The organism is Streptomyces sp. SJL17-4 (genome assembly GCF_036826855.1).
In the GTDB taxonomy this organism is placed as follows: domain Bacteria; phylum Actinomycetota; class Actinomycetes; order Streptomycetales; family Streptomycetaceae; genus Streptomyces.
The window spans coordinates 7,240,351-7,266,750 of sequence record NZ_CP104578.1; the positions used below are offsets into that span (position 1 = coordinate 7,240,351).

The following is a 26,400-nucleotide window of genomic DNA, read 5'->3' on the forward strand; positions in this document are numbered from 1 at the left end:
AAGATCGCGATCCACACAGCTGGAGCACTACGGTCCGCTTAGTAGGCCCCCGGGGCCTTTGAGGGAGCTCTGCATCGTCCGCGAACCCCTCCTTCACGGGGCGCGGAAATCCGTGGACGGACCCACAGGAGATCACGTACGGTGTGGTTTCACGCCCTGAGACGGACGGAAGGAGGCGAGTGCCATGCAGTTCACACCTTTCCAGCGCTCCCTCTTCCGCTCTCCCGGCGTGGTTCACCAGTTCTGACCGGGGGCGCTCCAAGCAGCCTGTATCCCGGAGGAATCCATGACCGATCCGGTCATCCGCGCGCTCTCCGCGAGCGACGCCCATCTCTTCGACGCACTCCCCGACCCCCTGGGCGCCCGTGAAGGCCATCGGCGTACCCAGTTCCGCCCCGACTGGAAGCGCGTCGCCCTGCGCGACGGCGAGGTCGTCGCACGCGGCGCGTGGTGGGGCGGTCCCGACGACTCGGAGCCCGTCAACATCAACTGGTTCGACGTGGCCGAGGGCGAGGAGGAGGCCGGGGCCGAACTCCTGCGCTCCGCTCCCTGGCAGGTCGAACTCGAGATCAACCTACCCGGCGGCTGGCGGGAGAAGACCGACCTGCGCGCCGGCGCCGAGGCGCGCTTCGCCGCCGCACGAGCCGCAGGGTACGAACTCCTGGTGGAACGCTTCCTGTACCGCTGGACCCCGGAGCGAGGTCTGCCCGAGCGGCCCGGACGCCTGCGCTTCAGCGCCGAACCCGACGACACCGTGTTCTTCGACGCGTTGCGCCGCATCCACTCCGCCACCCTGGACGCCCACGCGCTCAGGGCCATCGAGGAGGGCGGCCTCGACCAGGCCGCCCAGGAGGAACTCGACTTCTTCCACTGGTGCCCCTCCCCGCGGGAATGGTGGCAGACCGCACACACGCCGGAGGGCGACCTGGCCGGCATCCACATCCCGGCCCACAACCCCTCCGGCCCGACCATCGGCTTCATCGGAGTCATCCCGGAACAGCGCGGTCGTGGCTACGCCTACGACCTCCTCGCGGAGTGCACCCACCTCCTCGTCGAGCAGGGCGCGGAGTTCATCAGCGGAGCGACGGACCAGGCCAACTTCCCCATGGCCGCGAACTTCGCCAAGGCCGGTTTCCCCGTCATCCGTGAACGCATCAACTTCCACCCGGCGGGCCAAGCGGCCTAGCGAGGAGTAGCACGCGGTGAGCGGTCCCGTCCGAGGGCAGGCCCGGACCGCTTGCCAATGCCCGGCGGCAGGCCGGCCGACCGTGTGAACGCGCGGGATCGACACTGTGGAGTGGCCGCCGTCTCGTCGTCAGTGCACACATCGACGATGATCAACGGTGGCCTCGCCCGTTCCCGTACAGGCCCGCCGGGCTCGTCGACGGCGATGGCAATCCCACCGTGACCGCCCACCGGTTTCGCCACACGGTCGGCACCCAGCTCGCCGAAGGCGGAGCCCAGATCCAGACGATCATGGCGATCCTCGGGCACCGCAACGCGCAGATGTCGGCAACGTACTCCCACACCAGCGACCCCGTCCTGAAGGAGCAGTACGAAAAGGTCATCGCCGCTGGCGGACGGATCGCAGGCCCGGCCGCGGAGGAACTGCTGACCAGGCAGATCGGCGAGGACACCCTTAACCGGCTCAAGACCGACTTCTTCAAGACCGAACTCGAACTCGGCCACTGCCTGCGGGCACCCGCCGAAGGCCCTTGTGAGTGCGACCTCTACCTGCGCTGTTCGAAGTTCCTCACCACGAGTGAGTACGCACCACGCCTGCGGTCCCGGCTCGCCCGCGAACAGCAGCTCGCCCAGGACGCTGTCGAACGCGGCTGGCCCCGCGAGGTCGAACGGCACAACGCCATCGCCGAACGGATCCGCGGCCTCCTCGCAGACCTTGGCGAGAGCACCGAACCCGGCCCTGACGACCACTGCTGACGGCCTCCCTCTCAACAGAGGGAAGCCAATCAGCCCCCACCGAGAGGTCAGCGCCTCGCCCCGTGCAAGATCTTCGCTATGCACTCGCTCAACGACACCACCTGGGTGAGAACGCGGGCGGACCTCGTCTCATACGTCAGACAGCTCAGCCAAGAAGCCGAGGCCCCTGCAAGTGGTTGGGAGAACCAGTCGCTGCATGGCTACCTCGAAGCGCTCAGTGCCTGGACCAACGACATGGACGGCTACTTCATCAACCGAGGAGAGCCCGTTCCCGATCAGCCCCAGTGGAGCTTGACCGCCGACATGTTGAGAGCGGCTTACTTCTACGAGTAGGCCATCACCGGCCCAGAAATCGTCCAGATAGATGTTGATGTGCCGGTCCTTGAGCCGGGAGGGGCGCGCGATGTCCTCGTCCTTCATGTCGTGCCCCTCGGCGCGACGCCGTCGAATTGATGGACAGCACCGCGCCCCCTCTTCAGGTAGCCCATGGAAGAGGGGGTGTTGATGTGTGCCGGATCAGATGTCGGTCGGCCCGAGCAGCCCCAGCACCGCCGACGGCCCGGCGAAGTCCTGGGCCAGAGCGTCCATCAGCAGGCTACTGCGGCAGGCGGACGCATTCGATGAGGTAGTCGCCGGTGTCCGGGTTGATGGTGACGCCGTGGGCTTCGCTGTGGAAGCCGGGGAAGGCGCGGTCGAAGCCCTCGAGGGCGCGTAGGTAGCGCAGGAGGGGGCCGTCGGGGGTGCCGGTGGATTCGCCGGGCATCAGGACGGGGATGCCGGGCGGTGTGACGGTGACCATGGCGGCTGCGGTCCGATGGGCGGCCTGGCTCAGCGGGATGCGTTCGGTGCCGCCGCGGATGAGTTTCTGATAGCAGCGCTGGGGTGGTTCGACGGGCACGGGGAGCTGCTGGAAAGCGGTGTCGAGTGCGGTGATCAGTTCGGCGTGGGTGAGGTGTTCGTGCATCGTCTGGCACAGATCGCGCAGGGTGGTGCCCTCGTATCGGGCGGGGTGCTCCTGGACGAGGCCGGGGAGGACTTGTTCGAGGGGCGCGTCGGTGTCGTAGAGGGCCTTGAAGTCCATCAGGGCGTCCATGAGTGTGCCCCATTTGCCCTTGGTGATGCCCATGGAGAACAGGACGAGTGCGGTGTAGCTGTCGGTCTTCTCCACGACGATGCCGCGTCGGGCCAGGTAGGCCGTCAGCACGCGCGCGGGGATGCCCCAGGAAGAGGTCTCGCCTCTCGCGGTGACGCCGGGGCAGGTGAGGGTGACCTTGATCGGATCGAGCATGCAGTAGCCGTCGGTGAGTCCCTCGAAGCCGTGCCATGCGGCCCCCGGCTCGAGCAGCCAGCAGTCGGGGTCGCTGCGCAGCAGGTCGGCGGGGGCATCGGCGAAGGCGACGCGCTCGCCGGTGGTCGGATGGGTGATCTCGTCGGGCTGCCACACTCCGAAGAACCAGTCGGGTCGGTCGCCCGCGTCGGTGATGCGTCGGGCGGTGCGGACGACGGCCTGGCGGAAGCGGACGGCTTCGGTGACCGCTTCGTCGATGAGCCACTGGCCCTGCGGGCCGTCCATCATGGCGGCGGCCACGTCGAGGGAGGCGATCGCCGGGTAGAGGGCCGAGGTGGTGCCGTGCATCATGAACGCCTCGTTGAACCGCTCATGCTCGACGGGGGCCCTGGGCGAGGTCTTGACGTGGACCATGGCGGTCTGGGACAGGGCGGCCAGCAGCTTGTGAGTGGACTGGGTGGCGAAGACGGTGGGCCGCTCGGGGCTGTCGAAGGTGTCCGGGCCGACGGCCATGCCGTAGCGGGCGGCGTACAGGGGGTGGAAGCGGGCGTAGGCGAACCATGCCTCGTCGAAGTGCAGGCGCGGTGTACTCGGCGCCAGCGCCCGGGTGGTGGCGAGGGCGTCGTAGCACAGGCCGTCGTACGTCGAGTTCGTCACCACCGCGTACTGCGCCTGGTCCGAAACCGCCCCGGCCGTGAGCGGGTTGGCGGCGATCCGGGCGGCGACGGCGGCCTTCTCGATCTCGGCGGGTGGCAGCGGGCCTGCCAGGCCGTAGCCGTTGCGGGTCGGCACCAGATACACGGGGCGGGCACCGGAGATCACCAGGCCGTGCAGGACGGACTTGTGGCAGTTGCGGTCCACCAGGGCGATCTCGTCCGTGGTGACGCTGTAGTGCCCGACCATGCGGTCCGCGGTGGAGTTGCCGTGCAGCACGAAGTACGTGCGGTCGGCGCCGAACACGCGGGCGGCGTTGCGTTCTGCCAGGCCGATCGGGCCGCTGTGCTCGAAAAGCGACCCGAGTTCGCCCACCGAGATCGACAGGTCGCTGCGCAGCAGGCGCTCGCCGAAGTAGTCGAAGAACGCGCGACCCGCTGCGGACTTCAGGAACGCCACGCCACCGGCGTGGGCGGGGGTGTGCCAGGAGTACTGGTGTGCGTCGTCGAACTGCTTCAGTGCCTTGAAGAACGGCGGCAGTACCTCGTGGTGGTAGCTGCGGGCGGCGGATGCGACCCGGCCGGCGATGAAGGCGGCGGTGTCCTCCAGCGGCCAGATGTAGCCGACGACGGCCTCCGACACCCACAGCGGCAGCTGCTCCAGGTCGTGGTCGCCGTCGTCGGCCATGAGGAGGAAGACCGGCAGGTCCTTGAAACGGCTCTGGATCAGCCGCAGCACTGCGGCCCCGCCCTCGCCCGGACCGCTGGATCCGTCTGCCGGCAGGTCCCATGCGACCACGGCCGCCGCCAGAGCGGACTCGGTCCGCAGTGTCGCGCGGGCGTCGCGGGCGTCGGCCGCCCATCGGGGCTGCAGTCCCTGCCCCTCCAGTTCCTTGCCGATCCGACGTAGTTGCTCGGTGCTGACTCCTCCCTGGAGCGGGTTCTCGCGCAGGGCAAGCAGAACACTGCCGTTCACCATGACGTCCTTGTCCTCACGGTCTTACGGGCGCTGGGTGACGCCCGGCGCAGTCTCGCAACGCCCGCGCCGGCATCTGACCGTGTTCGATCTTCTTCACTCCCACGCAGCAACCGTTACCAGCCAGGTCCGGACCCAGCTGCGCCGGCGGAGAACCAGGGCGCGGCAAGCGGCGGCTCCGGCTCGGGGCGCCCGTCAGCAGCTCTGGAAGGCGGATCCGGGTCAGGAACCTTCAGAGGTGCCGAGCGTGATGCCCTTCGTGGCGGTGCCGGGGGCGTTGTCGTAGAGCACGTCTCCCGTGGACTTCTTCCAGATCCTCATGCGGAAGGTGTCCGGGGCGTCGGTGACAGTGATACGGAAGGCGTAGCCACCCGTTCCGTCGACCGTGCCGGAGCCCTGGTAGTGGGCTTCGGAACCGGTGACGACCAGCCAGTCCGAAGAGGTGGAACGGAACTTCAGCTTGCCGGCCCCGAAGAGGAAGGCGGCCTCACCGGAGGGAACGGTGGTGCCCTTCTTGTAGTGGGCGGCGAAGGAGAAGACCGCGGTCCCGGACGTGCCGGGCTCGGCGCGGTAGGCGCCTGCCGGGGAGACGATGACACCGCGGCCGGCCGCGGGGCCCGCCGCACCGTCGTGGACGACCAGCTCGGGCAGCCGGGTGCTGACGGAGGCGCCGTCGTCGTCCGTGACCGTGATCACCGGACGGTGGATGCCGGCCGCGGTGTACGTGTGGTGCGCTTCGCAGACGGATCCGGTGACCGTGCCGGGAGCGGGCTCCGTGGCGTCCTTCCAGTCGACCCGGCAGCTGTGGGTGTCCCTGGAGCCTGCATCGGTCAGGTGCGCGGTGACCGCTGTGCTCCGGCCGGCCGGAACCGGCGCGCCCGGGCCCGTGGCCGAGGTGATCACCGGGGCCGCGTTGTCCACGCTCACGCTGAGCGTGTCGCTGCTACGGCCACCGGTCAGCTGCAGCTCGTACGTACCGTCGTCGGCGCAGGTGACCGAGGTCAGCAGGGCCCCGGGGTCGGCGACGACACACGGCGCCCCGTCCTCCACCGTCCACTTCGCTCCGCCGGCTCCCGAGAGGGTGCCGGAGACGGGGATCGTGCCGCCCTCGGCGCCCCGGGCGTCCGGACCGGCGCGGACGACGGTGACGGGGTCGATGCCGGTCAGTGTCGGAACGACCTTCTTGATCAGGCCGGCGGCGTCGAACTCCAGCCTGTCGATCGTGGTCTCGCGGTGGGTGCCGTCACCGCCGGGAACGGCGAAGCGGTGGTAGGCGATGTACCAGTCGTCGGTGTTCGGCACCTGGACGACCGAGTGGTGCCCGGGTCCCTTGATGCCCAGGGAGAGGTCCTTCTCCAGGATCACGCCCCGCTTGGTCCAGGGGCCGGTGGGCGAGGAGCCCGTCGCGTAGGCGACCCGGTAGTCCTCGTCCCGGGTGTCGTTCTCCGACCACATGAAGTAGTAGGTGGCCCCGTGCTTGATGACGAAGGTGCCCTCCCTGTACCCGCCGGGAGTGATGTCGGTGACCTTCGACGCGTCGAAGGAGATCATGTCGTCGTTGAGCGGGACCACATACGCCCCGCCGTTGCCCCAGTAGAGGTACGGCGTTCCGTCGTCGTCGGTGAAGACCGCCGGGTCGATCATCTGGCCCGGGTACTGGCCGGCCTTGATCAGCGGCTTGCCCAGCGCGTCCTCGAACGGGCCGGTGGGTGAGTCGGAGACCGCGACACCGATGTTCGTGTCGGCGCAGAAGTAGAAGTAGTACTTACCGTTCCGCTCCTCCATCGCCGGCGCCCAGGCCCTGCTGTCGGCCCAGCTGACGTCCGGACCGAGGTCGAGGATGACCCCGTGGTCCTTCCAGTGCACCAGGTCCTTGGAGGAGTACGCCGTGAACCGTGTGCCGCTCCAGCCCGGGAAGCCGTCGGTGGTCGGGTACATGTAGAAGGTGTCGCCGAACCGCGAGATGTCCGGGTCGGCGGTGAGCCCCGGCAGGACCGGGCTCTTCATTGCGAGGGCGGTGACGGTCCAGGTGCGCCTCTTGCCGTCGGAGCCGGTGACCTCGTACGCCACGGGCGTGGTGAAGTCGTGGAGCGTGCCGGAGGGCGGACTGATGGAGGCGCCCTCGGCGAGGGTGAACTCCGGTGCCAGGGAGGTGAGATCGCTGCCCTCGGCCAGTGGCAGGGTGATCCTGCCGGCCGCGTTGTCGACGAGGGCGTCCACCTTCAGCGCGGGATGGGTCGCCGTCGCGACGCCGGCGGTGTTGCCGCTGAGTGAGAGGACCTCGGTGGCCGAAAGGGCCCGGCCGTAGATCCGGAAGTCGTCGACCTCGCCGCCGAAGTACGGGTCGGGGGAGTAGAGGGACTTGCCGATGTGACCGGAGTAGCCCTTGGAGGCGTCGTAGAGCTCGGACGGTTTGACGGTGACCCCCGTCGCCCGGGCCGCCTCGGCACCGTCCACGTAGAGGACCGCCGTGCCGGCCGCCCCGTCCACGGTGACCGTGACGTGCTGCCACCGGCCCGCGATGAGCGGGGAGCCCGCCGTCAGCTGCTTCTCGCCCGACCAGGTGGCCTTCGTGATTGCTGAGAAGAGCCTTCCGCCGCCGTTCGACGGTGAGGCGAAGAGGTACGTGTCGCGGTCCGGGCCCAGGCCGAAGAGCCACTGGAGGTTGTCCCCGCCCTTCCACTTGACGTGGGTGGAGACGGTGACGCTTTCGGCGCCCTTCAGGACGCCGTTCGGGATCCGGACGTACGGCGCGGTGGTGGAGGCGGCGGCACCGCCGGCCATCCGGAAGGATCCGCCGTCGACGCCGGTGCCGAAGCCGGGCGTACGGACGTACGTGCCGTGGAAGCCGTGGCCGCTGGAGTCACGGGCGATGCTGCCGCCGGTCTCGTCGAAGGCGTAGCGCAGGAGCAGGTCGGCGGGGACCTCGGGGCCTTCCGCCGCTGCCGTGACCTGGGCGTGGACCCGCGGCGCGGCGCCGTCGGACAGGCTGCCCGTCACCGTGAACGTCCCGGCCCGCTCGTACGCCGAGGCCGGCACGGCGTCCCAGACCACGGAGACGGGGCGCTCGACGCCGTCGGCGTACGTGGCGATCACCGTTCCCGGGAGGACCGGGGCGTCACCGATGCCCGTCGTCACGGAGACGGACTCGACCGACTCGACGAGCTGGTCCGGCTGGTAGGCGCGCAGCAGCCGGTCGTACTCCCTCTGCGTCACGGGCAGGACCGTGCCGTGGCGGGGCTTGGCGGGAAGGTCGTAACCGGTGGACGGGGTCCACCGGCCCGAGGCGAGGTCGGTCGTCTCGAAGGGGATGTAGCCGCGGCCCCCGAACTCGTCGAGGAACGCGTACCACTTCTCCTCGGTGTTGGACTTGAAGACCAGGGGTCCCTCGGCGGCGCTCATCGCCCCCTTGCCGATGCCCTCGGCGACGAAGTCGTAGGAGAGATCGAGGATCGAGTCGCTCTTCTCATGGAAGATGAACTTGCTGTTCGGGGTCGAGGAGGAGTTGTTCCGCTCGTCCTTGGACAGACGGTGGTAGGTGTCGCCGTGCTTGATCATCGTCGAGTCGATGACCGAGTAACCGCGGTCGATCCAGACCTTGGGCTCGCTGAAGGTGCGGAAGTCGCGGGTGGTGGCGTACATCATGCGGTTGTAGGTGTCGCCGGAGTGCTCGGCGTTCGCGTACAGCTTCGAGGCCCAGAAGACGACGTACGAGCCGAGCTTCTCGTCGTAGAAGGCCTCCGGCGCCCAGGTGTTGCCGGCCGCGTCGGGTGAGACCCTGACGAGGCGCTGGTCGGTCCAGTGGACGAGGTCGGTGGACTCCCAGACCATGATCGACTTGCTGCCGGTGCGCTGGGCCGCATCCCAGTTGCCGTTGCCGTAGATCCGCAGGTCGGTGGCTATCTGGTAGAACTTGTCGCCCTCGGGGGAGCGGATGATGAACGGGTCGCGCAGCCCCTTCTCGCCGAGCGTGGAGGTCAGGATGGGCTTGCCGCCGTTCAACTCCCGCCACTTCAGCGGGTCGTTGCCCTTGCTGAGTGCCGCGTAGAGCTGTTCGCCGTCAGCGGTGCCCTCGCCCGTGAAGTAGCTGAACATGTAGCCCTTGAGGGCTTCCCGGGCGGGGAGTTCGGGCACCTCGGCGGTCAGGACGCGGGTCGCCCGGGCCTCGCCCTTGGTGACGGTCGCTGTCAGCTCGACGGTGGTGCCGCCGGCGCCGTGCGCCGGGCGGTGGACCACACCGTCGGCGGAGACGACCGCCGGCTTCGCCGAGGACCAGGTGACGTGCGTGCCGTACGCGCCGGTCGTGGGCAGCGTGAGGTTGCCGCGCACGTCATCGAGGTCGTGGACGGTCAGTGCCCTGGCCGCCTCCCCGGCGGCGGTGGCGTCGTCGAACGCGGCGGGGACCCTGATGTCGAAGGTCTTGGTGTCGGTCACTGTTCCCTTTCTCAGCGTCGCGGTGAGCCGCGCGCGGCCGTCCGGTTCACCGGCGGCGGGGCGGGTCACGGCGCCGGTGGCCGACACCACGGAAGGAGCGTCGCTCGACCAGGTGATGGTGGAACCGCCTGCCGTGCCGGCGGTCGGCAGCGTCAGGTCGGAGACGACGGCGCCGGTGTCGCCGAGGCCGAGAGCGGCCTTGTCGTCGGCGACCCCCCGGGTGGCGACGGGGAGGGAGAGCTGCTCGACCTCCGGGCCGGTCAGCGCGCGCTCGTACACCCGGAAGTCGCGGATGCGGCCCTTGAAGAGCTTGTCGCCGGGGTACACCGACTTGCCGATGCGGTTGGCGGTGGTGATCCCGGAGCCGATGGAGCCGGGGGTGAGGGTGAGGGCCGTGTTGCGGGCCACCTCCACGCCGTCCTCGAAGAGCACGCCCGTGGAGCCGGTCTGGGTGTACGTGACGTGCTTCCAGACGGAGCGGGCCAGGGCGCGCCCCGGGGAGGGCCGGGTGGTCTGCTCCGTCGACCAGTTGCCGGAGGCGACCGAGGTACGGAAGGTGTCGCCGGTCGTGAAGAGGTAGCCGTTGCCGGCAGTGCCGCTGGTGTTCCCGAAGCCGTAGAGGAAGTACGGGGTGGCCTGGGCCGCATCGATCCGGACGTCCATCGAGACGGTGATCGCGGTCATGCCGCTGAGGATGCCGTCCGGCATCTTGACGAAGGTGTCGGAACCGTTGAAGCTCAGCCCCTCGCCGGTACCGGACCAGGCTGCGGTGCCGTTGACCGTACCGTCGCGCTTGTTGCCGGAGGCGTCGGCCACGGTGGTGCCGGAGGGGGCGTCGAGCTTGTACCAGAGGGCCAGGCCTTCGGTGATCTCCGCACTGCCGGTGATCTCCGCACTGCCGGTGGTCGTCGCACTGCCGGTGGTCTCCGCGCTCTCCACCGCGTGGGCGGAGGCGGCGGGGCCGGTGACGCTCAGGAGGATCGACGCGGCGGTGAGTCCGGCGAGACGCCCGGCCCGCCGTTGCGTGCGGCTGTGTGGTCGAGCGGATTGCATCGTTTCAATTTCCCTTGATGAGGCTGCTGGGGGGGAGTCGGGGGGAATCGGAACGTGGGGGAACCGGAGAACCGGAAACGGGACGGCAGGCCCCCAGGAGTGGGTGCCCTGCCGTTTCGGCGGTGGGACGTCGTGTTGCGCGAGTGTTGATCGGCGCGGAGCGCAGCGTCAAGAGGCGGGGGGAAATGTGCGACGGGTCGGACGACGTGTTCGGTGTGTCGTCGATAACCGCAGGTGGGGTGCGTGGTGATGCCCTGATCGACGCGTCGGACAACGTTGCCCGGTGAATCCACGGTGTCCGTCGCGTGCCGCGTCACCCGAGGGCAATGTCGTCGTAACCAAACCCGCTTGAACCGTTGACGTGTACAGGCCGCGTGCCTAGGTTCTGGTCGAAGTTACGCACAGTGTCTGATATTTCGAACAACTGGGGCCGGTGGCTGTCAGCCGCCAGCTGTCGAAGGGGACTCGCCGTGTTCCGCACCCGCTACTGGTTCACCCTCATGACAGCGCTGCTCATGCTGCTCGCCGCGGTCGCCACGCAGCCGGCCGCGGCGGCCGAGGGGCGTCCGTACACCAACCCCGTCAAGTCGGTGAAGGGCGCCGACCCCTGGCTGGAGTACCACAACGGCCACTACTACCTGGTCACCACGTCCTTCACCGGCGTGCTGACCATGCGGAAGTCGCCCACCCTGGCCGGTCTCGCCACGGCCCCCAGCGTCCAGGTCTGGAGCGACACCACCTCCACCCGCAACACCAACTTCTGGGCGCCCGAGCTGCACTTCCTCGACGGCCGCTGGTACCTCTACTACTCCGCGGGGCAGAGCGGTGTCGCCTGCTGCGACTCCCAGCGCACCTACGTCCTGGAGAGCGCGGGCAGCGATCCCATGGGCCCGTACACCTACAAGAACCAGCTCACCGGCTCGAACCTCAACCCCGGGGGCTGGCTCATCGACGCCAGCGTGCTGAGACACGGCGGCAAGCTGTACCTGATGGGCAGCGGTTCCATCAACGGCAGCAAGCAGAGTCTGGTCATCGCCCCGATGAGCAACGCGTACACGGTCAGCGGCTCCGCCTTCACCGTCATCTCCAGCCCCACCCTGAGCTGGGAGACCCAGGGCGGTTCGGTCAACGAAGGACCCGAGCCGCTCTACCGCAACGGCAAGACGTTCGTCGTCTACTCCGCGAGCGCCTGCTGGGGACCGGACTACAAGCTCGGCCGGCTGGAACTGACCGGCAGCAACCCGCTGCTGGCCTCCTCGTGGACCAAGAAGTCCACACCGGTCTTCTCGCGGAACGACTCCGCCGGCGTCTACGGACCCGGCCACAACGGCTTCTTCACCTCGCCCGACGGCACCGAGAACTGGATCGTTTACCACGCCAACGACTCGGCCTCCGACGGCTGCGACAACGGCCGCACCACCCGCGCCCAGAAGTTCACCTGGAACGCCGACGGCACCCCGGACTTCGGCGCCCCGGTCGCCCTCGGCACCACCCGGCCCGGCCCGTCCGGAGAGGCAGCGGCCACACCGACGGCGTACACGCTCGTGAACCGCAACAGCGGCAAGTGCCTTGACGTCGAGAGCGGCAACACCGCGGACGGCACCGACATCGCACAGTGGACCTGCAACGGCGGCGCCAACCAGAAGTGGCGGATCGAGGACCTCGGCAACGACACCAGCCGGCTCGTCAACGTCGCGACCGGCAAGGTCATGGACACGGCCGACTGCTCCGCCGCCGACGGCGCCGATCTGCGGCAGTGGTCGTGGCTGAACAACGACTGCCAGAAGTTCCGCCTCGTGCACACGGCGTCGGGCGACTACGTACGGATCGTCAACGAGAGCAGCGGCAAGGTCGCCGACGTCGCCGATTGCGGTACGGAGAACGGCGCCGACATACGGCAGTGGACCTGGCTGAACAACGCCTGCCAGCAGTGGCAGCTCAAGCCTGCGGCGTGAGCGCCGTGACGGAGAAGAGGAAGATCGTGAGACGCGACATCGCAAGGGCGGTCCTGGCTCTGTTCGCCGCACTGGCAGTGCTGACCACCGGAACCCCCGCCCACGCGGCGGCCCCCGCCTCACCGGCGGTGACCTTCACCAACCCGGTCGCCGAACAGCGCGCCGATCCGCACATCTTCAAGCACACCGACGGCTACTACTACTTCACGGCGACCGTCCCCGCGTACGACCGGATCGTCATGCGACGGGCCACCACCCTCCAGGGCCTGTCCACCGCCGCCGAGACCACCATCTGGAGCAGACACGCCAGCGGTGAGATGGGCGCGCACATCTGGGCGCCGGAGGTCCACTTCATCGACGGCAAGTGGTACGTCTACTTCGCCGCCGGATCCACCGGCGACATCTGGAGGATCCGGCCGTACGTTCTCGAGACCGGCGCGGCCAACCCGCTGACGGGGACCTGGACGGAGAAGGGCCGCATCGCCCTGCCGCTGGACACCTTCTCGCTCGACGCCACCACCTTCGTCGTCGGCTCGACCCGCTACCTCTCCTGGGCGCAGAACGACCCGGCGGTCGGCGCCGGCACCAACATCTACCTGGCCAGGATGTCCAACCCCTGGACGATCAGCGGCAGTCCGGTGATGATCTCCCGGCCGACCCACGCGTGGGAGACGGTCGGCCACACGGTCAACGAGGGCCCGGCGGTCATCCAGCGGGGCGGCAAGGTCTTCATGAGCTTCTCCGCCAGCGCAACGGACAGCAACTACTGCCTCGGCCTGCTGACGGCCGCCGCCGACGCGGACCTGATGGACCCGGCCTCCTGGGCCAAGAACCCGAACCCGGTCTTCACCAGCAACACCGCGACCGGCCAGTTCGGCCCCGGGCACAACACCTTCACCACGTCCGAGGACGGGAAGTCGGACGTCCTCGTCTACCACGACCGCAACTACAAGGACATCACCGGCGACCCGCTCAACGACCCCAACCGCCGCACCCGCTATCAGAAGCTCTACTGGAACGCCGACGGCACCCCGAACTTCGGCATCCCGGTCGCCGACGGGGTCACCCCCGTCCGCTTCTCGTCCTTCAACTTCCCCGACCGGTTCATCCGGCACTGGGAATTCCGCGCCAAGATCGAAGCGAACGTCACCAACCTCGCGGACTCCCAGTTCCGCGTCGTCCCCGGCCTCGCCGGCACCGGAACCGTCTCCCTCGAATCGGCCAACTTCCCCGGCTACTACCTGCGCCACAAGAACCAGGAGGTATGGGTCGAGAAGAACGACGGGAGTACGGTCTTCAAGAACGACGCCAGCTTCCACCGCCGTCCGGGCCTCGCGGACACGGCCGCCGGCGTCTCCTTCGAGTCGTACAACTTCCCCGGCCGCTACCTCCGCCACTACGACTACCTGCTCGTGACACAGCCGGCGAAGACGCCGACCGCCAAGGCGGACGCGACGTTCTACGCCCAGTAGGAAACGCGGTGCCGGCCGCTCCCGCTCCGGGGCGGCCGGCACCGGGTCTCCAGGATCGCGCGCCCCGCGTACGCGTCCGGCGCCGCGGTGAACTAGGACGGCTTCAGCCCGTACAGCTCCTCCGCGATCTCCTCGACACCCACGCCGTCTACTGTGCGGCGCCCTCGGCGATCGGGGAGGCTTGGGAACAGCGAGATGCCCGTGACGCGCCGCGTAGGAACGGGCGAAGGACGAGGACATGAGCCCCTTCGCCGGATACGAACGCCGGTGACGTCACGCCGCCTTGGCGTCACGGCGTGGCGTCGGCCCGCGATCCGTTGACCACGTCGTCGTAGAGCTCGGCCGGCAAAGGGGGGTGGCCGGACCTCGCCTCAGCAGCCGCTCTCGACGAGGTGGTCGGCCAGCTGCTCCACGGTCAGCCGATGCCGCCGCGCGCCGATGCCCACTGCCGGTACGTCGGCGAGTGGACCGCGACGAAGCTGCGCTGGGGCCTCGCGGTCGACCAGGGCGAACTGAACGCGCTGACCGTGTACGCGGGCGCCTGCGAGAGCACCGTGGTGCACTTCACGCCCGCTCCGTATCGATCCCGAGGCGGGCGCCGTGCTGGATGACGCTGGTCTGGTAGCCGCCGTCCGCCCGCGCCTTGGTCACGCTCGGATGGGCGTCCGCCAGCTCGGTCAAGCCCCCACTGGAGCCACCGTCGTCAGGGCCGGTTCGCGCTTCGCCATTCGTACTCCGTGATCAGGCCGAGGCTGCCAGGATGCGTGCACGCTTTCGTTCTCGGCGCGGCCCAGGCTCCGGAGCCTTGCTGCACGGCACACGGTACGTGTCCCTGTGCAGCCCGTCGGCATGAAGGAGGCCGTTGCGCCGGGCCGGAAGCCTGTTCAAAGGTATGGGGAGGATGGATCCGTGTTCGTAGGACGCGAGCGGGAACTGGCCGAGCTGCAGGGCGCGTTGAAGGTCCACCGGCTGGTGACCTTGACCGGTGTCGGGGGCGTTGGCAAGACGCGGCTTGCGCGGCAGGTGGTGGACCTCGGCCTGGTGGCCGCTGCGGAGGATTCCTGCTGGGCGGATCTGTGGCAGTTGCGCGATGAGGGGTTGCTCGCGGCGCTCGTGGCTGATGCGTGCGGTCTGTCCGATCACACGCCGAGGATGCCGGTGGATGTGATCTGCGAGTGGATCGGCGATCGCGAGCTGCTGCTGGTGCTTGATTCCTGTGAGCATGTGCTGACCGCGTGCCGGAGCCTGGTGCAGGTGCTGCTCGAGAAGTGTCCGCATCTGAGGATCGTGGCCACCAGTCGCGAACTTCTCTATCTGGACGGGGAGTTCGTCGCTGTTGTCCAGCCGCTGCCGTGTGCCACGGATGCCGCCGAGTTGTTTCTGCAGCGTGCCACGGAATCGGGGCACGTGCCTGAGCCCGGGGATCTGAACCAGGTCACCGAGCTGTGTGCCTACCTCGACGGGCTTCCGTTGGCGCTGGAGTTGGCTGCGGGGGCGCTGCGGCACTGCAGCATCGAGGATCTTCTGCGGCGCCCGCGGCACGAGTTGAGCCGGGGGGAGGATGAGGAGCGTCCGCTGGCGCCCCGCCGGCACGACGTGCTGCGGACCGCCCTGGGCTGGAGCCATGAACTGTGCACGCCTGCGGAGCGCCTGTTGTGGGCCCGGTTGTCCATTGTCCACGGGCATTTCGACGAGACCGTGGCGGTGGCCTTGTGTGCCGGTGGGCCGCTCTCCGCCTTCGACGTGGGCCACGCTCTGGCCGGGCTGGTGGACAAGTCCGTCGTGACTCGCCGCCGCGGGCGCTGTCTGTTGCTCGACACGGTGCGTGAATACGGGCGCCTGTGGCTCGCCGAGCTCGGTGAGCTGGACGCGATGGCGAGCAGGCACGCGTCGTACTTCCTGGCGCAGGCGCAGCAGGCGGACGCCACGTGGACGAGCGCTGAGCAGACCGGCTGGTATCGCACCATCAAGGAGGCGCATCCCGATCTGTGTGCGGCCCTGGACCACTTGATCGCCCATGACGTCGATGCGGCGCTCGAGCTGGCCACGTTGACGGGCTTCTACTGGACTTGCTGCGGACATGCGCACACCGCGCAGCTCTATCTTTCGCGCACGCTGAAGGCCTGCGACAGCCAGGGGCCGGTGCGGCAGCGAGCCGTGTGGGCGCTCGGATTGACTTATCTCCTGCAGGGAAATCACGCTACGGGGACGCACCTGGCGCGTCAGTGCCTGGAGAGCGCCCGTGTCACTGGGGACGCGACGGCGCTGCTGCGGGCCGCCTATCTGCAGGCCATGAGCGACCTTCTGCAGGGCAATCCCGGGCCGGGCCTGGAGCTTTTGGAGCACGCCCTGTGGAACGCGGACGCACACAGCACGGGCACGGGCGACGAGCCCGCTCGCCAGGCCGTGATGATGTGCCGGATGCTGCGTCTGTTCGCCCTCACCGGGCTCGGGGAGTTGGAGGAGAGTCGGGAGTCGGCCATGGTGCTGCGCGCGGAGTGTGTCGCGATGGGTGAGCACTGGATCCGCTCGTATGCCGATTACCAGATGTGTGTGATTGCGCTGCGTGCGGGGGACAGTGAACTGTCCCTGGATTACGCCCGTTCGATGCTGCACGCGAAGCAGCAGATCGGCGACACCTTCGGCATCGCGCTGGGGCTCGACATGCTGGCTGCGGCCTTCTCCGCCAACGGGAACGGTCATTCCGCGGCGCTGGCATCCGGCGCGGGCCAGCGGTTGTGGGATGCGGTGGGGCATCCGCAGCGTGGAGCTCCGGACGTGGCGCCGCTGCGCGAGGCGGGCGAGGACATTGCGCGCAGGCTGGTGGGTTCGGGTACCTACGAGTCGTACCGCAGCGAGGCCGCCCATGCCGACCCCGGCGAGATGCTCGCCTGGGCGGCCGGCGGTGAGCCGCCCCTGTAGGGCACGGCGCGTAGGGCGCGGGCGGGGCGCGATCGTAAGAGATGACTTTCCTCGGCGGTCACCCATTTGCTGCGCCCGGTGTGATTTTCGACGCCGCTGGTGCCGGGTGGTGAAATGCGTTGTGCCACCCGGCCGAAGTCGTCTTCGGGGGCATGTTGGCGCGTGGGGGCGTGAGGTGGTGAAGACCCGCGCACGAATTCGACCACGTACCCCCCCTCGCGCCGAGGGATTCCAAGATCGCGCGCTGGTAGCTTCCGGCCTCGTGATCAATTCGTTTCCCGAAAGTCCGGGTAACCCGCACGACTCCATGCCGATGCTCCTGGGGCGGGAGGTCTCCGTCCGGCCCACCCTGCTACGACCCGCCGAGGAGGACGACCGGGCCGTCCTCGACGCTCTGCTCGCCTCCGGCCGCGTACGCGAGCGGCATGACCGTATCGACGAGCAGCTTGCCGAACTGGTGCGCTGCGAGCGCCCTCACGAAGCCCTCGCGGGACGTCGACTGGCGGGGGCCGTGGCAGAGGTGACCGGTGGCGCCCAGCTCAGCCGTTACGGAACATGGGCGTGGTTCCCGTGGTCCGGGCGCCTCGTACATGTGCTGCCCCGTGAGGAGTTCCGGCGGGTTCGTACCGACCGCAACCGGGACAAGATCACCGCTGCTGAGCAGCGGCGTCTGCTCGCGCGGCGGATCGGGGTGATCGGCCTGTCGGTGGGCAGCACTGCGGCGCTCACCTGCGCCATGGAGGGTGTCGCAGGATCGTTTCGCCTGGCCGACTTCGACACTCTCGGACTCAGCAACCTCAACCGGTTGCGGGCCGGCGTACACGACTTGGGCCTGCCCAAGACAGTGCTGTGCGCACGGCACATGTACGAGATCGACCCCTACCTCGACATCGAGCTGTGGCAGGAGGGGCTCACCGAGGACACCATCGACGCCTTCTTCGGCGCTGCGGACCGTCCGCTCGACCTCGTGATCGAGGAATGTGACACCCCCTGGGTGAAGACCGCTACCCGCGAGCACGCACGACGGCACGGTGTCCCGGTCCTGATGGACACCAACGACCGGGGACTGCTGGACGTCGAGCGCTTCGACCTGGAGCCGGACCGGCCTCTGTTCCACGGCCGCGGCGGCGACCTGAGTGCCGAGGATGTACGGCGCCTCGCACCGGCGGACGCCTTGGCCTACCTGCTCCGCATCTGCGACGAGAGCCGGCTCAGTCCCGCCATGAAAGATGCTCTCGGCCGGATCGGGCACTCCCTGTCCAGCTGGCCGCAGCTGGCCAGCGGGGTGATGCTGGGCGGCGCCCTGGTCACCGACACCGCGCGCCGCATCCTGCTCGGCGCGCCCGTGGCCTCGGGCCGCTACTACACGGACCTCGAAGAGATCATCGGCGCCGTCGAGGCCGAACGTGTCCCCGTGGGAGCAGCCCGATGAACCACCTGCCCGAACTCCACGGTGAGCACCTGTGGTTGCGCGAGCTGCGGGCCACCGACCTGGCTCCCTTCGAACGCATCCACACCCACCCTGTGCTCACCCGCTACCTCGGTGTCGACCGGATGGATGCCCGTCAGGCCCAGGACGCGTTCGCCCAGCACCTCGCCCAGCCCTACACACATCCGCGGCGCAAGCACACCCTGGCCGTCTGTCCACCCGGCCAGGACGTCATGGTCGGCACCATGGGCCTGCTCGTCGAGGATTACGGGCGCAACGCCATGCTCACCAGCCTGGTCCTGCTCCCCGACGCACCTGTGCGGGGCCACGGGCACGAAGCGGGGCGCCTCCTGATGGCCTATGGGTTCGGACACTTGGGGCTGCACCGCATCTGGGCCGGGCACCGCGCGGATCACACCCGGATGCGCGAGGTGATGCTCGCGGCCGGGCTGCAGCCCGAGGCCACGCTGCGGGAGCTGTTCCACACTCAGGGCCGGTGGCACGACGTCACCACCTACGCGGCGCTCGCGCCCGCATGGATCCGCCGGGCCACCCCCGCCGAACAGGCCATCCTCCGGGGTGCTGCTTTCCCTTCCCCTGCCGGCGCTTCGGGCGCACCGCCACAGTCCGTGTACGTGACGTCCGGCCGATGAATCCTTCCGGTGGCGGGCTTCGGCCACGCGGTGAGGGCCGCTTCCCCATGTGCCGGGGGAGCGGCCCTCACCAGCCGGACTTTCGGTGGTACGTGGATCAGGTCCACGATCCGGACGACGTGATCGCCGAGGCGTTCACCCAGGCAGGCAACCGCGACCCCGGTCGTCACCGGCCCTGGCTCTTCCTCGTCGACGGCGCCCGCCACCAGCTCGACCTCATCGAAGCCGGAGCGACACGCCGCGATGTCACAGTCCGCATCTTGATCGACTTCGTGCATGAGACACGGCGCCGGCCCGATCGCCGCGCGACTGCTCCATGAGTGGACGCTGAGCAGGGAGGCGCGGCGTGCCGCAGCTGCGCGTGATCCGCGAGGCGCTCGACGCTCCGACGTCCGTGCGGCCACGCAGCGTCCTGGTGCGGCTCTCACCGCCGACCGCCTGCGGAACCACATGGCTGAAGGGTCACTCGGGTAGACGCATCGGCTCAGACGCTCGGGGCGCTGAGGCGATGAACCGCACGCTCCATACACGGTTGGCATCCGTCGTTCAAGAGACGGTCCGCGTCAACGAGCCGATGGTTTTCGGGCTCACTTCCACTCGTAACGTTCGGTTAACTTTGCAAACGGCTTTGCCGAGTTATCGTCGCACTTGACTGGTCGTTGACCAACCCTTGGTGTTCCCTAGACATTGAGAACCGCCTGGAGGGAGGCGCATGAACCGAGGTCCGGCGGCGCTGCCCGCGTTCTCGATCCTCGCTGCCCTCCTGATCATCCTTCAGCTCCTTGCCCCTGCCGCCTCCTTCGCGTCTGCGCACACGACCGGTCATGTCGTGGCCAAGACTCAATCCGGATCAAGGCCCTCCGGGGTGGCCTCGCGCGACACGGTCATCACCTGTCACGACACCGAGCCGCCGGGCGACTCGACCGGTCCCGTGCGCACCCGCGACCGGCAACGCACCTCCGGCAACCCAGGGGTGTCCGAACACCCGTTGCCAGCCGACCGCGCCTCGACCACGCTCCGACCGGCTACGACCGGTTCTGCAGACTCCTCTACGGCGGGGTCGTCGATAGCGCACTCTCTCACCGCACTCCAGGTGTTCCGCTGCTGATCGGCAGAGCAGCCCCCCACTTCCACGCACCTGCCCTGCATACCGGACGCGTCCCCACGACGCGCCAGGAGGAGCCACCACGCCATGCAACCCCTCATCGACAACGCCCGTACGTTCGGACAGCGCCCTGAGGAGTTCGCCCGACTGGCCGAAGGCCAGTCACCCGAGGTCCTGTTCATCACCTGCGCCGACTCCCGGGTCGTACCCGCCCTGATCACCGGAGCCCGGCCCGGCCAGCTCTTCGAGCTGCGCACCGCGGGCAACATCGTCCCGCCGTACGGCTCCGGCACCCCCACCGGCGAGACCGCCACCATCGAGTACGCCGTGGAGGTCCTCGGCGTCCAGCACATCGTGGTCTGCGGCCACTCGCACTGCGGCGCCGTGGGCGCGGTGGTGCGCGGCGACGACCTGAACGCCGTCCCCGCCGTACGCGACTGGCTCGCGCACGCCGCGGAGGAGCCCACGTGCTCGGACCCCGACGACCCGACGGTCGCCGATGCCGTACAACACCACGTCCTGACCCAGCTGCTGCGGTTGCGCTCCTACCCCTGCGTCGACAAGCGCCTGACGTCAGGTCGGCTGAGCCTGCATGGCTGGTACTACGAGGTCCACACCGGGTCCGTGCGCGAACACCGCCCGGACAGCGACGCGTTCGAAGCTCTGTGAGGGAGGCCGACATGACCAGGTTCCCTTACCTGCGGCAGGACTTCGCCGCCTCTCTCGTCGTCTTCCTCGTCGCGCTCCCCCTGTGTGTGGGGGTCGCCGTCGCCTCCGGTGTCCCGGCCGAGCTCGGACTCGTCACCGGCATCGTGGGCGGCATCGTCACCGGTCTCATGCGGGGCAGCAGCCTGCAGGTGTCCGGGCCCGCCGCGGGCCTGACCGTACTGGTCTTCGAGGCCGTCAGCGAGTTCGGGCTTCCCCTGCTCGGTGTGATCGTGCTGGCCGCCGGGGTGCTCCAGCTCGTCATGGGCGTCCTGAAGACGGGGCGCTGGTTCCGGGCGATCTCCGTCTCGGTCGTCGAGGGCATGCTGGCCGGTATCGGGCTGGTGATCATCGCCGGTCAGCTCTACGCGGCGGCCGGCCTGAAGGCCCCCTCCTCCGGCATCGACAAGATCCTGGGGCTGCCCGGGGCCGCCGCCACCGCGCTCGGCAGCACCGAGGCGCTGGCCTCGTTGGCGATCGGCGCGGGCACCATTGCCGTGATGGTGGGATGGAAGAAGCTGCCGAAGAAGGCCCAGACCGTGCCGGGCGCGCTCGCCGCGGTGATCCTGGCGACAACGGCCACCCTGGCGTTCAGCCTGCCTGTGGCCACCGTCGAGGTGAACGGCCTGATCGACTCCATCCAGCTGCCCGGGCCCGACGCCTTGGGTGAGCTCGCCGCCCCGGCTGTCATCGGCACCATCCTCGCCTTCACCCTGATCGCCTCCGCCGAGAGCCTGTTCAGCGCGGCCGCGGTAGACCGGCTGCACGACGGACCGCGCACCCAGTACGACAAGGAGCTCATGGCGCAGGGCGCGGGCAACGCGATCTGCGGCATGCTCGGCGCCCTGCCGATGACCGCCGTCATCGTGCGCAGCTCCGCCAATGTAGCGGCGGGTGCCAAGACCAAGGCGTCCCGGGTCCTGCACGGCGTGTGGCTGCTGTTGTTCGCGGCGATGCTGCCCTGGGCCCTGGCATTGATCCCGCTGCCCGCACTCGCCGGCATCCTGGTCCACGCGGGCTGGAAGCTGATCCCCTTCCGTGGGGTCATCTCGCTGTGGCGGGCGCACCGGGGCGAGGCAATGATCCTCGTGGTCACAGCCGTGGCGATCGTCACGGTGAACATGTTCGAAGGCGTGCTGATCGGACTTGCCCTGTCCGTGATCAAGACCGCCTGGGAGACGTCCCACATCAAGCTGGAGGTCATAGACAAGGGCGCGGGCCCGATCCAGGCGTACCTCTCGGGCAACGCGACCTTCCTGCGGCTGCCGAAGATACTCGACAGCCTGGAGGCGTTGCCCCAGGACCGACCTGTCGTGGTCGACCTGTCCGGCCTGCACCACCTCGACCACGCCTGCCGCACCGCCCTGGAGACCTGGGCCGAACGGCACAGCACCGCCGGTACGGAACCCGTGAAGGTCACCGGGCCGGTGAAGGCCACGTCCACGGAGCACGCCTGAACCCCACGAGGCCAAAGTCTCCGGCCTCGCCGCAGAGGCTGGCGTGAACGTCTGACCTGAGAACTACCGGACGGGCGGGCCGCCACCTGCCCGGACCGCCCGTCCAACTCCACCGGCACCTTGAACGGGGCGCATCTTGAACGAGGCCGTGCGCCCCGAAGTCGTCGACAGTGCCCACTCGGCACGGCGCTCAACGCCCCCGGCATCAGCGCCGCCCCGCAGCATCCCGTCACTGCTCTGACCGCCGCCCGCCTGAGGGGGGAAGGCGCGGGACTCTTCGGCGCGGAATCGGGCCCCTCAGGGCATCGAGACGCGCCCGGCTGGGCGGCGGCACCCGGGAGCGCGAAACCGCGCCCGCGTCATTGAAAATGGATGCCATGAGCATTTAGGGTCGCTCCCGTCCGTGTGCGGCACCCTGTGGGCCCGCGAGGGGGACCGAAGAGTGCCGCGCACGGACGCCTGAGGTCGTGACGTGAGGCTAAATTGATAATGGCAACCATTTTCATATAGCCTCTCCGGGTCAGAACCGACCGAGGAGTCTCACCATGGCCGTCCCCAAGCGGAAGCTGTCCCGCAGCAACACCCGCCACCGCCGCGCCCAGTGGAAGGCGACCACGCCCCAGCTGGTACCCGTCACCGTCGACGGCGTCGTCCACCAGGTCCCGCAGCGGCTGGTGAAGGCGTACGAGCGCGGCCTGATCCAGCCCGAGGGCTGACCCCCCATGGCACCGAGCGACCGACTTCCCGTGACCGTCCTGTCCGGGTTCCTCGGGGCGGGGAAGACCACCTTGCTCAACCATGTCCTCGGCAACCGCGAGGGCCTGCGGGTCGCGGTCATCGTGAACGACATGAGCGAGGTCAACATCGACGCCGCGCTGGTGCGCGGTGGCGAGGCGGCGCTGTCCCGCACCGAGGAGCGTCTGGTCGAGATGACCAACGGGTGCATCTGCTGCACCCTGCGCGACGATCTCCTGGAGGAGGTCGACCGGCTCGCCCGCGAAGGGCGGTTCGACTACCTCCTGATCGAGTCCAGCGGCATCTCCGAGCCCATGCCCGTGGCCGCCACCTTCTCGTTCCCGCGCGACGACGGCGCCACCCTCGGCGACCTCGCCCGCCTGGATGCGATGGTGACCGTGGTGGACGCCGCGAACTTCCTGTCCGAGCTTGACGGCGGCGACGAACTCGCCGCGCGCGGCCTCGCCCCGTACGAGGACGACGAGCGTACCGTCAGCGACCTCCTCATGGACCAGGTCGAGTTCGCGGACGTCATCGTCCTCAACAAGCTCGACCTCGTGGACACCGAAGGGGCCCGGCGGCTTCGCGCCACGCTCTCCCGGCTCAACCCGGAGGCCCGGATCGTCCCTGCTGTACGCGGACAGGTTCCCCTCGAACACATCCTGGGCACCGGCCTGTTCGACGTGGAGAAGGCGCAGCAGGCTCCCGGCTGGGTGAAGGAGCTCAATGGCGACCACGTGCCCGAGACCGAGGAGTACGGCATCTCGTCGGTCGTGTTCCGCTCCGACCTGCCCTTCCATCCCGGGCGGCTGTGGGCCTTCGTCACCAAGGGGCTCGACAGCGGTACGTTCGGGCGCGTTCTGCGCTCCAAGGGGTTCTTCTGGCTCGCCAGCCGGCCCCGGGTGACCGGCCTGTGGTCCCAGGCAGGAGCGGTCGCCCGCTTCGAGCCCTCCGGCGCCCGCGGCCCCGACACCGCACAGGGCCAGGAACTGGTCTTCATCGGCACCGGCCTGCGCGCCGATGCCCTCCGCGCGGCCCTGGACGCCTGCCTGCTGATGCCGGGTGAGGCCGTTACCGCCGACGACGGCTTCCCCGTCTGGGAGATGTACGGCATCGACGACGCCTGCGAACACGAGCAGGCGGCCTGAACCCCAGCCCCGCACACTCCGAGCCGGACGGTGGTCGCAGCCACGGCACCGTCCGGCCCGGCCCCTTTTCTCGTTGGACGCCGCTGCGCGAGACACGTGCCGAGGAGATCGTGCCGGCGCTCCCTTACGACCTTCCGTAGGTCCCGAGCCGAGTGGGGCACCGCGAGACCTCGCGGCGCCCCACTCGCCTTCGCTGCCCGTGCGTCTCCTGCACCGTCTCCTACACCGCCGCCTCCGGCGCGGGCTCCGGCGCGTGGAGGGCTGCGGGCACCCCTCGACGGCGGGCGCCGCGCCAGGAGGCCGTGCTTCGGAGCGAGGCACCGGCAGACATCCTCGCGGCACTCGACGGCCTCAGCTGATGGCGGGGCTTGTGACCGTATGACCTTCGGCTCGGTCACCCGCGGTCGGCGGGGGCCGAGGGCGTCGTCACCGTCAGCGTGTGGACGCCCGAGCTCGCAGGTGCGGCGCTGCGGAACGTGTCCGCGCGCAGTGAGCGTACATGGGTCAGGAGGCGGGGGAGTCCGTAGCGGACTGCGCGGTGATTCGGGGACATCAGAGGCTGGTGCCCGGTGTGTGTTTCCCCTGTGTTCCCCCGTACGGCAGATACGTACAGGGCGTCATCGCAGGGGCCTGTTGCGAAAGCGGATCTCCGCTCGTGGAGTGGTCGGGCGGCACGAGCGGCCCATCAGCGAGGGGGACGTCAGTCCGTCTTCCAGGGCCGCAGCTTTGCGGGGTTGAGCACGGCCCAGATCCGACGGATCCTGCCGTCCGCAATATCGAACGCGTACACGGACAGGGCGGCGCCGTCCAGGTGGGCCGCCAGACCGGGCTGACCGTTGACCGTGCACTCGCGGATCGCGAGCCGGCCCGGAAGGGTCCGGTCGGCGAAGAAGCGGGCGATGTGCTCGGCGCCCTCGATCGGGTGGAGCCGGGCGGAGACGAGTCCGCCACTGTCCCCGACGGCGGTGGCATCGGTGTCGAGCAGGCCGATGAGGGCGTTGATGTCCTTGGCCTCCCACGCCAGCTTGAAATCCCTGACGACACGGGCCCGCTGGGCCGTCGGCGACAAGGGTGCCCGCGTGGCCTCGACACGGCGGCGGGCCGAGGACGCCAACTGGCGGCAGGCCGCCGGGGTGCGGCCGACGATGTCGGCCACCTCGGAGAAGGGGTAACGGAAGACGTCGTGGAGGACGAACGCCACACGCTCCGCCGGTGTCATCGTTTCCAGAACGACGAGGAAGGCCATACTGACCGACTCGTCGAGCGTGATGCGATCGGCCGGATCAGCCGTGCTGTCGTCCATCGCGCCGGTGGACCACTCGGTGCGCGCGGGCAGCGGGTCGGGAACCCATGCCCCTACGTAACGCTCTCGTCGGACCCGTGCGGAGCGGAGCACGTCGAGACAGATACGGCCGGCGACCTTGGTCAGCCAGCCGCCGGGGGACGCCACCGCCTCCTGCTGCCGCTGGGACATCGCGTACCAGCGGGCGTACGTCTCCTGGACGACGTCCTCGGCCTCGGCCACAGAGCCCAGCATCCGGTAGGCGAGGTCGGTCAGCCTGCGGCGCTCACCGGTGAACGCGCTCTGCATCGGGTCGAGTCCGCGGTCCCGCGGCGCGCTCGAACTGGTCGTCATGATCCCGCGGCTCCCTCGGTCGGATCTTCCCTCACCTTCATGACGGGACAGGGCTCGGAAATGTGAGACCGGCGCCCCGCCTCACATTCCGCCGGGCCGTCTCGTCCTACTGACAGCGGCTCGGAACGGAAGCGAATGGCGGTGCACTGGCATGGAGCCCATGAACGTCACGGTCATCCATGACAGGGCCGGCGGCGATGAGTACGCCCTGGCGCGGGCCGCCTGCTTCCGTTCCCGGCACACACCACGACCGAAGGAGTACGCAATGACTACCCACGAGTCCGAGATCCGGGCGTTCCTGGCGAACCGCGCCGACGCCCAGCAGACGAAGGACATCGACCGGCTCATGTCGTTCTACGCCGCCGACGCCGTCTACTACGACGTCGTCCCCCCTCTGCGGTTCACGGGAACCGGCGAGATCCGCCGGAACTTCCTGCGCTGGTTCGACGGGTACGTCGGCCCCATCAGCCTGGAGACGCACGACCTCACCCTCGTGACCAGCGGGGACACCGCGTTCGCGCACATGCTCCACCTGGACTCGGGAGAGCGTGAGGGCGGGCTTCAGGCGTCGATCTGGGTACGGGAGAGCGTCGGCCTCCAGCGGACGACTGGAACGTGGTCGATCACCCACGAGCACGTCTCGATCCCGATCGACCCGGCGACCATGACGGTCTGGCTCCCGTCCGACAAGGACCAGCCCGCCTGACCCTCAGCCGGATCGTCCGAGCCGGGCCCAGCCCGGCGGGCGACGACGAAGACCTTCACACGATGACATCACAGTGAGGAGCATCCACCATGGTCACCACCGGTTCGGCGTCCACTGCCGTAGCCGCGCGCC

Annotated in this window: 16 protein-coding genes and 2 pseudogenes; 15 read left to right on the plus strand and 3 right to left on the minus strand. The window is 69.1% G+C overall.

The window, feature by feature from the left end:
* The first annotated feature begins 286 nt into the window (after positions 1-286).
* The 3 genes from N5875_RS32615 to N5875_RS32625 all read left to right on the plus strand — a co-directional run bounded on the left by N5875_RS32615 (position 287) and on the right by N5875_RS32625 (position 2,274).
* On the plus strand, positions 287-1,186 hold the full coding sequence (locus N5875_RS32615; RefSeq protein WP_338497801.1) for a GNAT family N-acetyltransferase: 900 nt from the start codon (positions 287-289) through the stop codon (positions 1,184-1,186).
* A gap of 218 nt (positions 1,187-1,404) precedes the next feature.
* Positions 1,405-1,941 carry a tyrosine-type recombinase/integrase gene (locus tag N5875_RS32620; protein ID WP_318206661.1) on the plus strand — a complete coding sequence of 179 codons (537 nt, stop codon included), beginning with the start codon at positions 1,405-1,407 and terminating at the stop codon, positions 1,939-1,941.
* A gap of 78 nt (positions 1,942-2,019) precedes the next feature.
* Entirely contained in the window at positions 2,020-2,274 is a 255-nt protein-coding gene (locus N5875_RS32625; RefSeq protein WP_338497803.1) for a hypothetical protein, read from the plus strand.
* A gap of 262 nt (positions 2,275-2,536) precedes the next feature.
* On the opposite strand, the gene N5875_RS32630 is transcribed toward N5875_RS32625, so the two are convergent.
* The gene (locus N5875_RS32630) at positions 2,537-4,861 is read right to left on the minus strand and encodes an Orn/Lys/Arg decarboxylase N-terminal domain-containing protein (protein WP_338497804.1); all 2,325 of its coding nucleotides are present in this window, start codon (positions 4,859-4,861) and stop codon (positions 2,537-2,539) included.
* 219 nt (positions 4,862-5,080) lie between these two features.
* On the minus strand, positions 5,081-10,345 hold the full coding sequence (locus N5875_RS32635) for a family 43 glycosylhydrolase (protein WP_338497807.1): 5,265 nt from the start codon (positions 10,343-10,345) through the stop codon (positions 5,081-5,083).
* 500 nt (positions 10,346-10,845) lie between these two features.
* On the opposite strand from N5875_RS32635, the gene N5875_RS32640 reads away from it, so the two are divergent.
* The 11 genes and pseudogenes from N5875_RS32640 to N5875_RS32690 all read left to right on the plus strand — a co-directional run bounded on the left by N5875_RS32640 (position 10,846) and on the right by N5875_RS32690 (position 23,926).
* A complete protein-coding gene (locus tag N5875_RS32640) occupies positions 10,846-12,300 on the plus strand; it encodes a family 43 glycosylhydrolase (RefSeq protein WP_338499328.1) in 1,455 nt (484 codons plus the stop codon).
* A 53-nt stretch (positions 12,301-12,353) separates the two neighbouring features.
* Positions 12,354-13,772, plus strand: a complete 1,419-nt coding sequence (locus N5875_RS32645) for a family 43 glycosylhydrolase (protein WP_318207351.1) — start codon at positions 12,354-12,356, stop codon at positions 13,770-13,772.
* 422 nt (positions 13,773-14,194) lie between these two features.
* Positions 14,195-14,383, plus strand: a pseudogene (locus N5875_RS32650) (hypothetical protein); the annotation flags it as partial.
* A gap of 298 nt (positions 14,384-14,681) precedes the next feature.
* Entirely contained in the window at positions 14,682-16,694 is a 2,013-nt protein-coding gene (locus N5875_RS32655; RefSeq protein WP_338497808.1) for an NB-ARC domain-containing protein, read from the plus strand.
* 307 nt (positions 16,695-17,001) lie between these two features.
* Positions 17,002-18,126, plus strand: coding sequence for a ThiF family adenylyltransferase (locus tag N5875_RS32660; RefSeq protein ID WP_338497810.1), 1,125 nt, complete (start codon positions 17,002-17,004; stop codon positions 18,124-18,126).
* A complete protein-coding gene (locus N5875_RS32665) occupies positions 18,123-18,776 on the plus strand; it encodes a GNAT family protein (RefSeq protein ID WP_318206655.1) in 654 nt (217 codons plus the stop codon). The genes N5875_RS32660 and N5875_RS32665 overlap by 4 nt, the downstream gene beginning before the upstream one ends.
* A gap of 119 nt (positions 18,777-18,895) precedes the next feature.
* A pseudogene (locus N5875_RS32670) lies at positions 18,896-19,054 on the plus strand (ISKra4 family transposase); the annotation flags it as partial.
* Positions 19,055-19,968: 914 nt separating this feature from the next.
* On the plus strand, positions 19,969-20,550 hold the full coding sequence (locus N5875_RS32675) for a carbonic anhydrase (RefSeq protein WP_318206654.1): 582 nt from the start codon (positions 19,969-19,971) through the stop codon (positions 20,548-20,550).
* 11 nt (positions 20,551-20,561) lie between these two features.
* Entirely contained in the window at positions 20,562-22,043 is a 1,482-nt protein-coding gene (locus N5875_RS32680; protein WP_338497812.1) for a SulP family inorganic anion transporter, read from the plus strand.
* Between the two features lie 545 nt (positions 22,044-22,588).
* The gene (rpmF, locus tag N5875_RS32685) at positions 22,589-22,759 is read left to right on the plus strand and encodes a 50S ribosomal protein L32 (RefSeq protein ID WP_338497814.1); all 171 of its coding nucleotides are present in this window, start codon (positions 22,589-22,591) and stop codon (positions 22,757-22,759) included.
* A 6-nt stretch (positions 22,760-22,765) separates the two neighbouring features.
* The gene (locus N5875_RS32690) at positions 22,766-23,926 is read left to right on the plus strand and encodes a GTP-binding protein (RefSeq protein ID WP_338497815.1); all 1,161 of its coding nucleotides are present in this window, start codon (positions 22,766-22,768) and stop codon (positions 23,924-23,926) included.
* 700 nt (positions 23,927-24,626) lie between these two features.
* Here N5875_RS32690 and sigJ read toward each other — a convergent pair.
* Complete coding sequence (gene sigJ, locus N5875_RS32695) at positions 24,627-25,562, minus strand: RNA polymerase sigma factor SigJ (protein WP_318206651.1); 936 nt, start codon at positions 25,560-25,562, stop codon at positions 24,627-24,629.
* A gap of 265 nt (positions 25,563-25,827) precedes the next feature.
* On the opposite strand from sigJ, the gene N5875_RS32700 reads away from it, so the two are divergent.
* On the plus strand, positions 25,828-26,268 hold the full coding sequence (locus N5875_RS32700) for a nuclear transport factor 2 family protein (protein ID WP_318206650.1): 441 nt from the start codon (positions 25,828-25,830) through the stop codon (positions 26,266-26,268).
* The last annotated feature ends 132 nt before the right edge of the window (positions 26,269-26,400 follow it).

Bases quoted from the DNA above. Each gene is read 5' to 3' on its own strand.
- rpmF (WP_338497814.1), top strand. From the start codon at position 22,589: ATGGCCGTCCCCAAGCGGAAGCTGTCCCGCAGCAACACCCGCCACCGC.
- N5875_RS32665 (WP_318206655.1), top strand. From the start codon at position 18,123: ATGAACCACCTGCCCGAACTCCACGGTGAGCACCTGTGGTTGCGCGAG.
- N5875_RS32680 (WP_338497812.1), top strand. From the start codon at position 20,562: ATGACCAGGTTCCCTTACCTGCGGCAGGACTTCGCCGCCTCTCTCGTC.
- N5875_RS32615 (WP_338497801.1), top strand. From the start codon at position 287: ATGACCGATCCGGTCATCCGCGCGCTCTCCGCGAGCGACGCCCATCTC.
- N5875_RS32700 (WP_318206650.1), top strand. From the start codon at position 25,828: ATGACTACCCACGAGTCCGAGATCCGGGCGTTCCTGGCGAACCGCGCC.
- N5875_RS32630 (WP_338497804.1), bottom strand. From the start codon at position 4,861: ATGGTGAACGGCAGTGTTCTGCTTGCCCTGCGCGAGAACCCGCTCCAG.
- N5875_RS32625 (WP_338497803.1), top strand. From the start codon at position 2,020: ATGCACTCGCTCAACGACACCACCTGGGTGAGAACGCGGGCGGACCTC.
- N5875_RS32660 (WP_338497810.1), top strand. From the start codon at position 17,002: ATGCCGATGCTCCTGGGGCGGGAGGTCTCCGTCCGGCCCACCCTGCTA.
- N5875_RS32640 (WP_338499328.1), top strand. From the start codon at position 10,846: ATGACAGCGCTGCTCATGCTGCTCGCCGCGGTCGCCACGCAGCCGGCC.
- N5875_RS32690 (WP_338497815.1), top strand. From the start codon at position 22,766: ATGGCACCGAGCGACCGACTTCCCGTGACCGTCCTGTCCGGGTTCCTC.
- sigJ (WP_318206651.1), bottom strand. From the start codon at position 25,562: ATGACGACCAGTTCGAGCGCGCCGCGGGACCGCGGACTCGACCCGATG.
- N5875_RS32675 (WP_318206654.1), top strand. From the start codon at position 19,969: ATGCAACCCCTCATCGACAACGCCCGTACGTTCGGACAGCGCCCTGAG.
- N5875_RS32635 (WP_338497807.1), bottom strand. From the start codon at position 10,345: ATGCAATCCGCTCGACCACACAGCCGCACGCAACGGCGGGCCGGGCGT.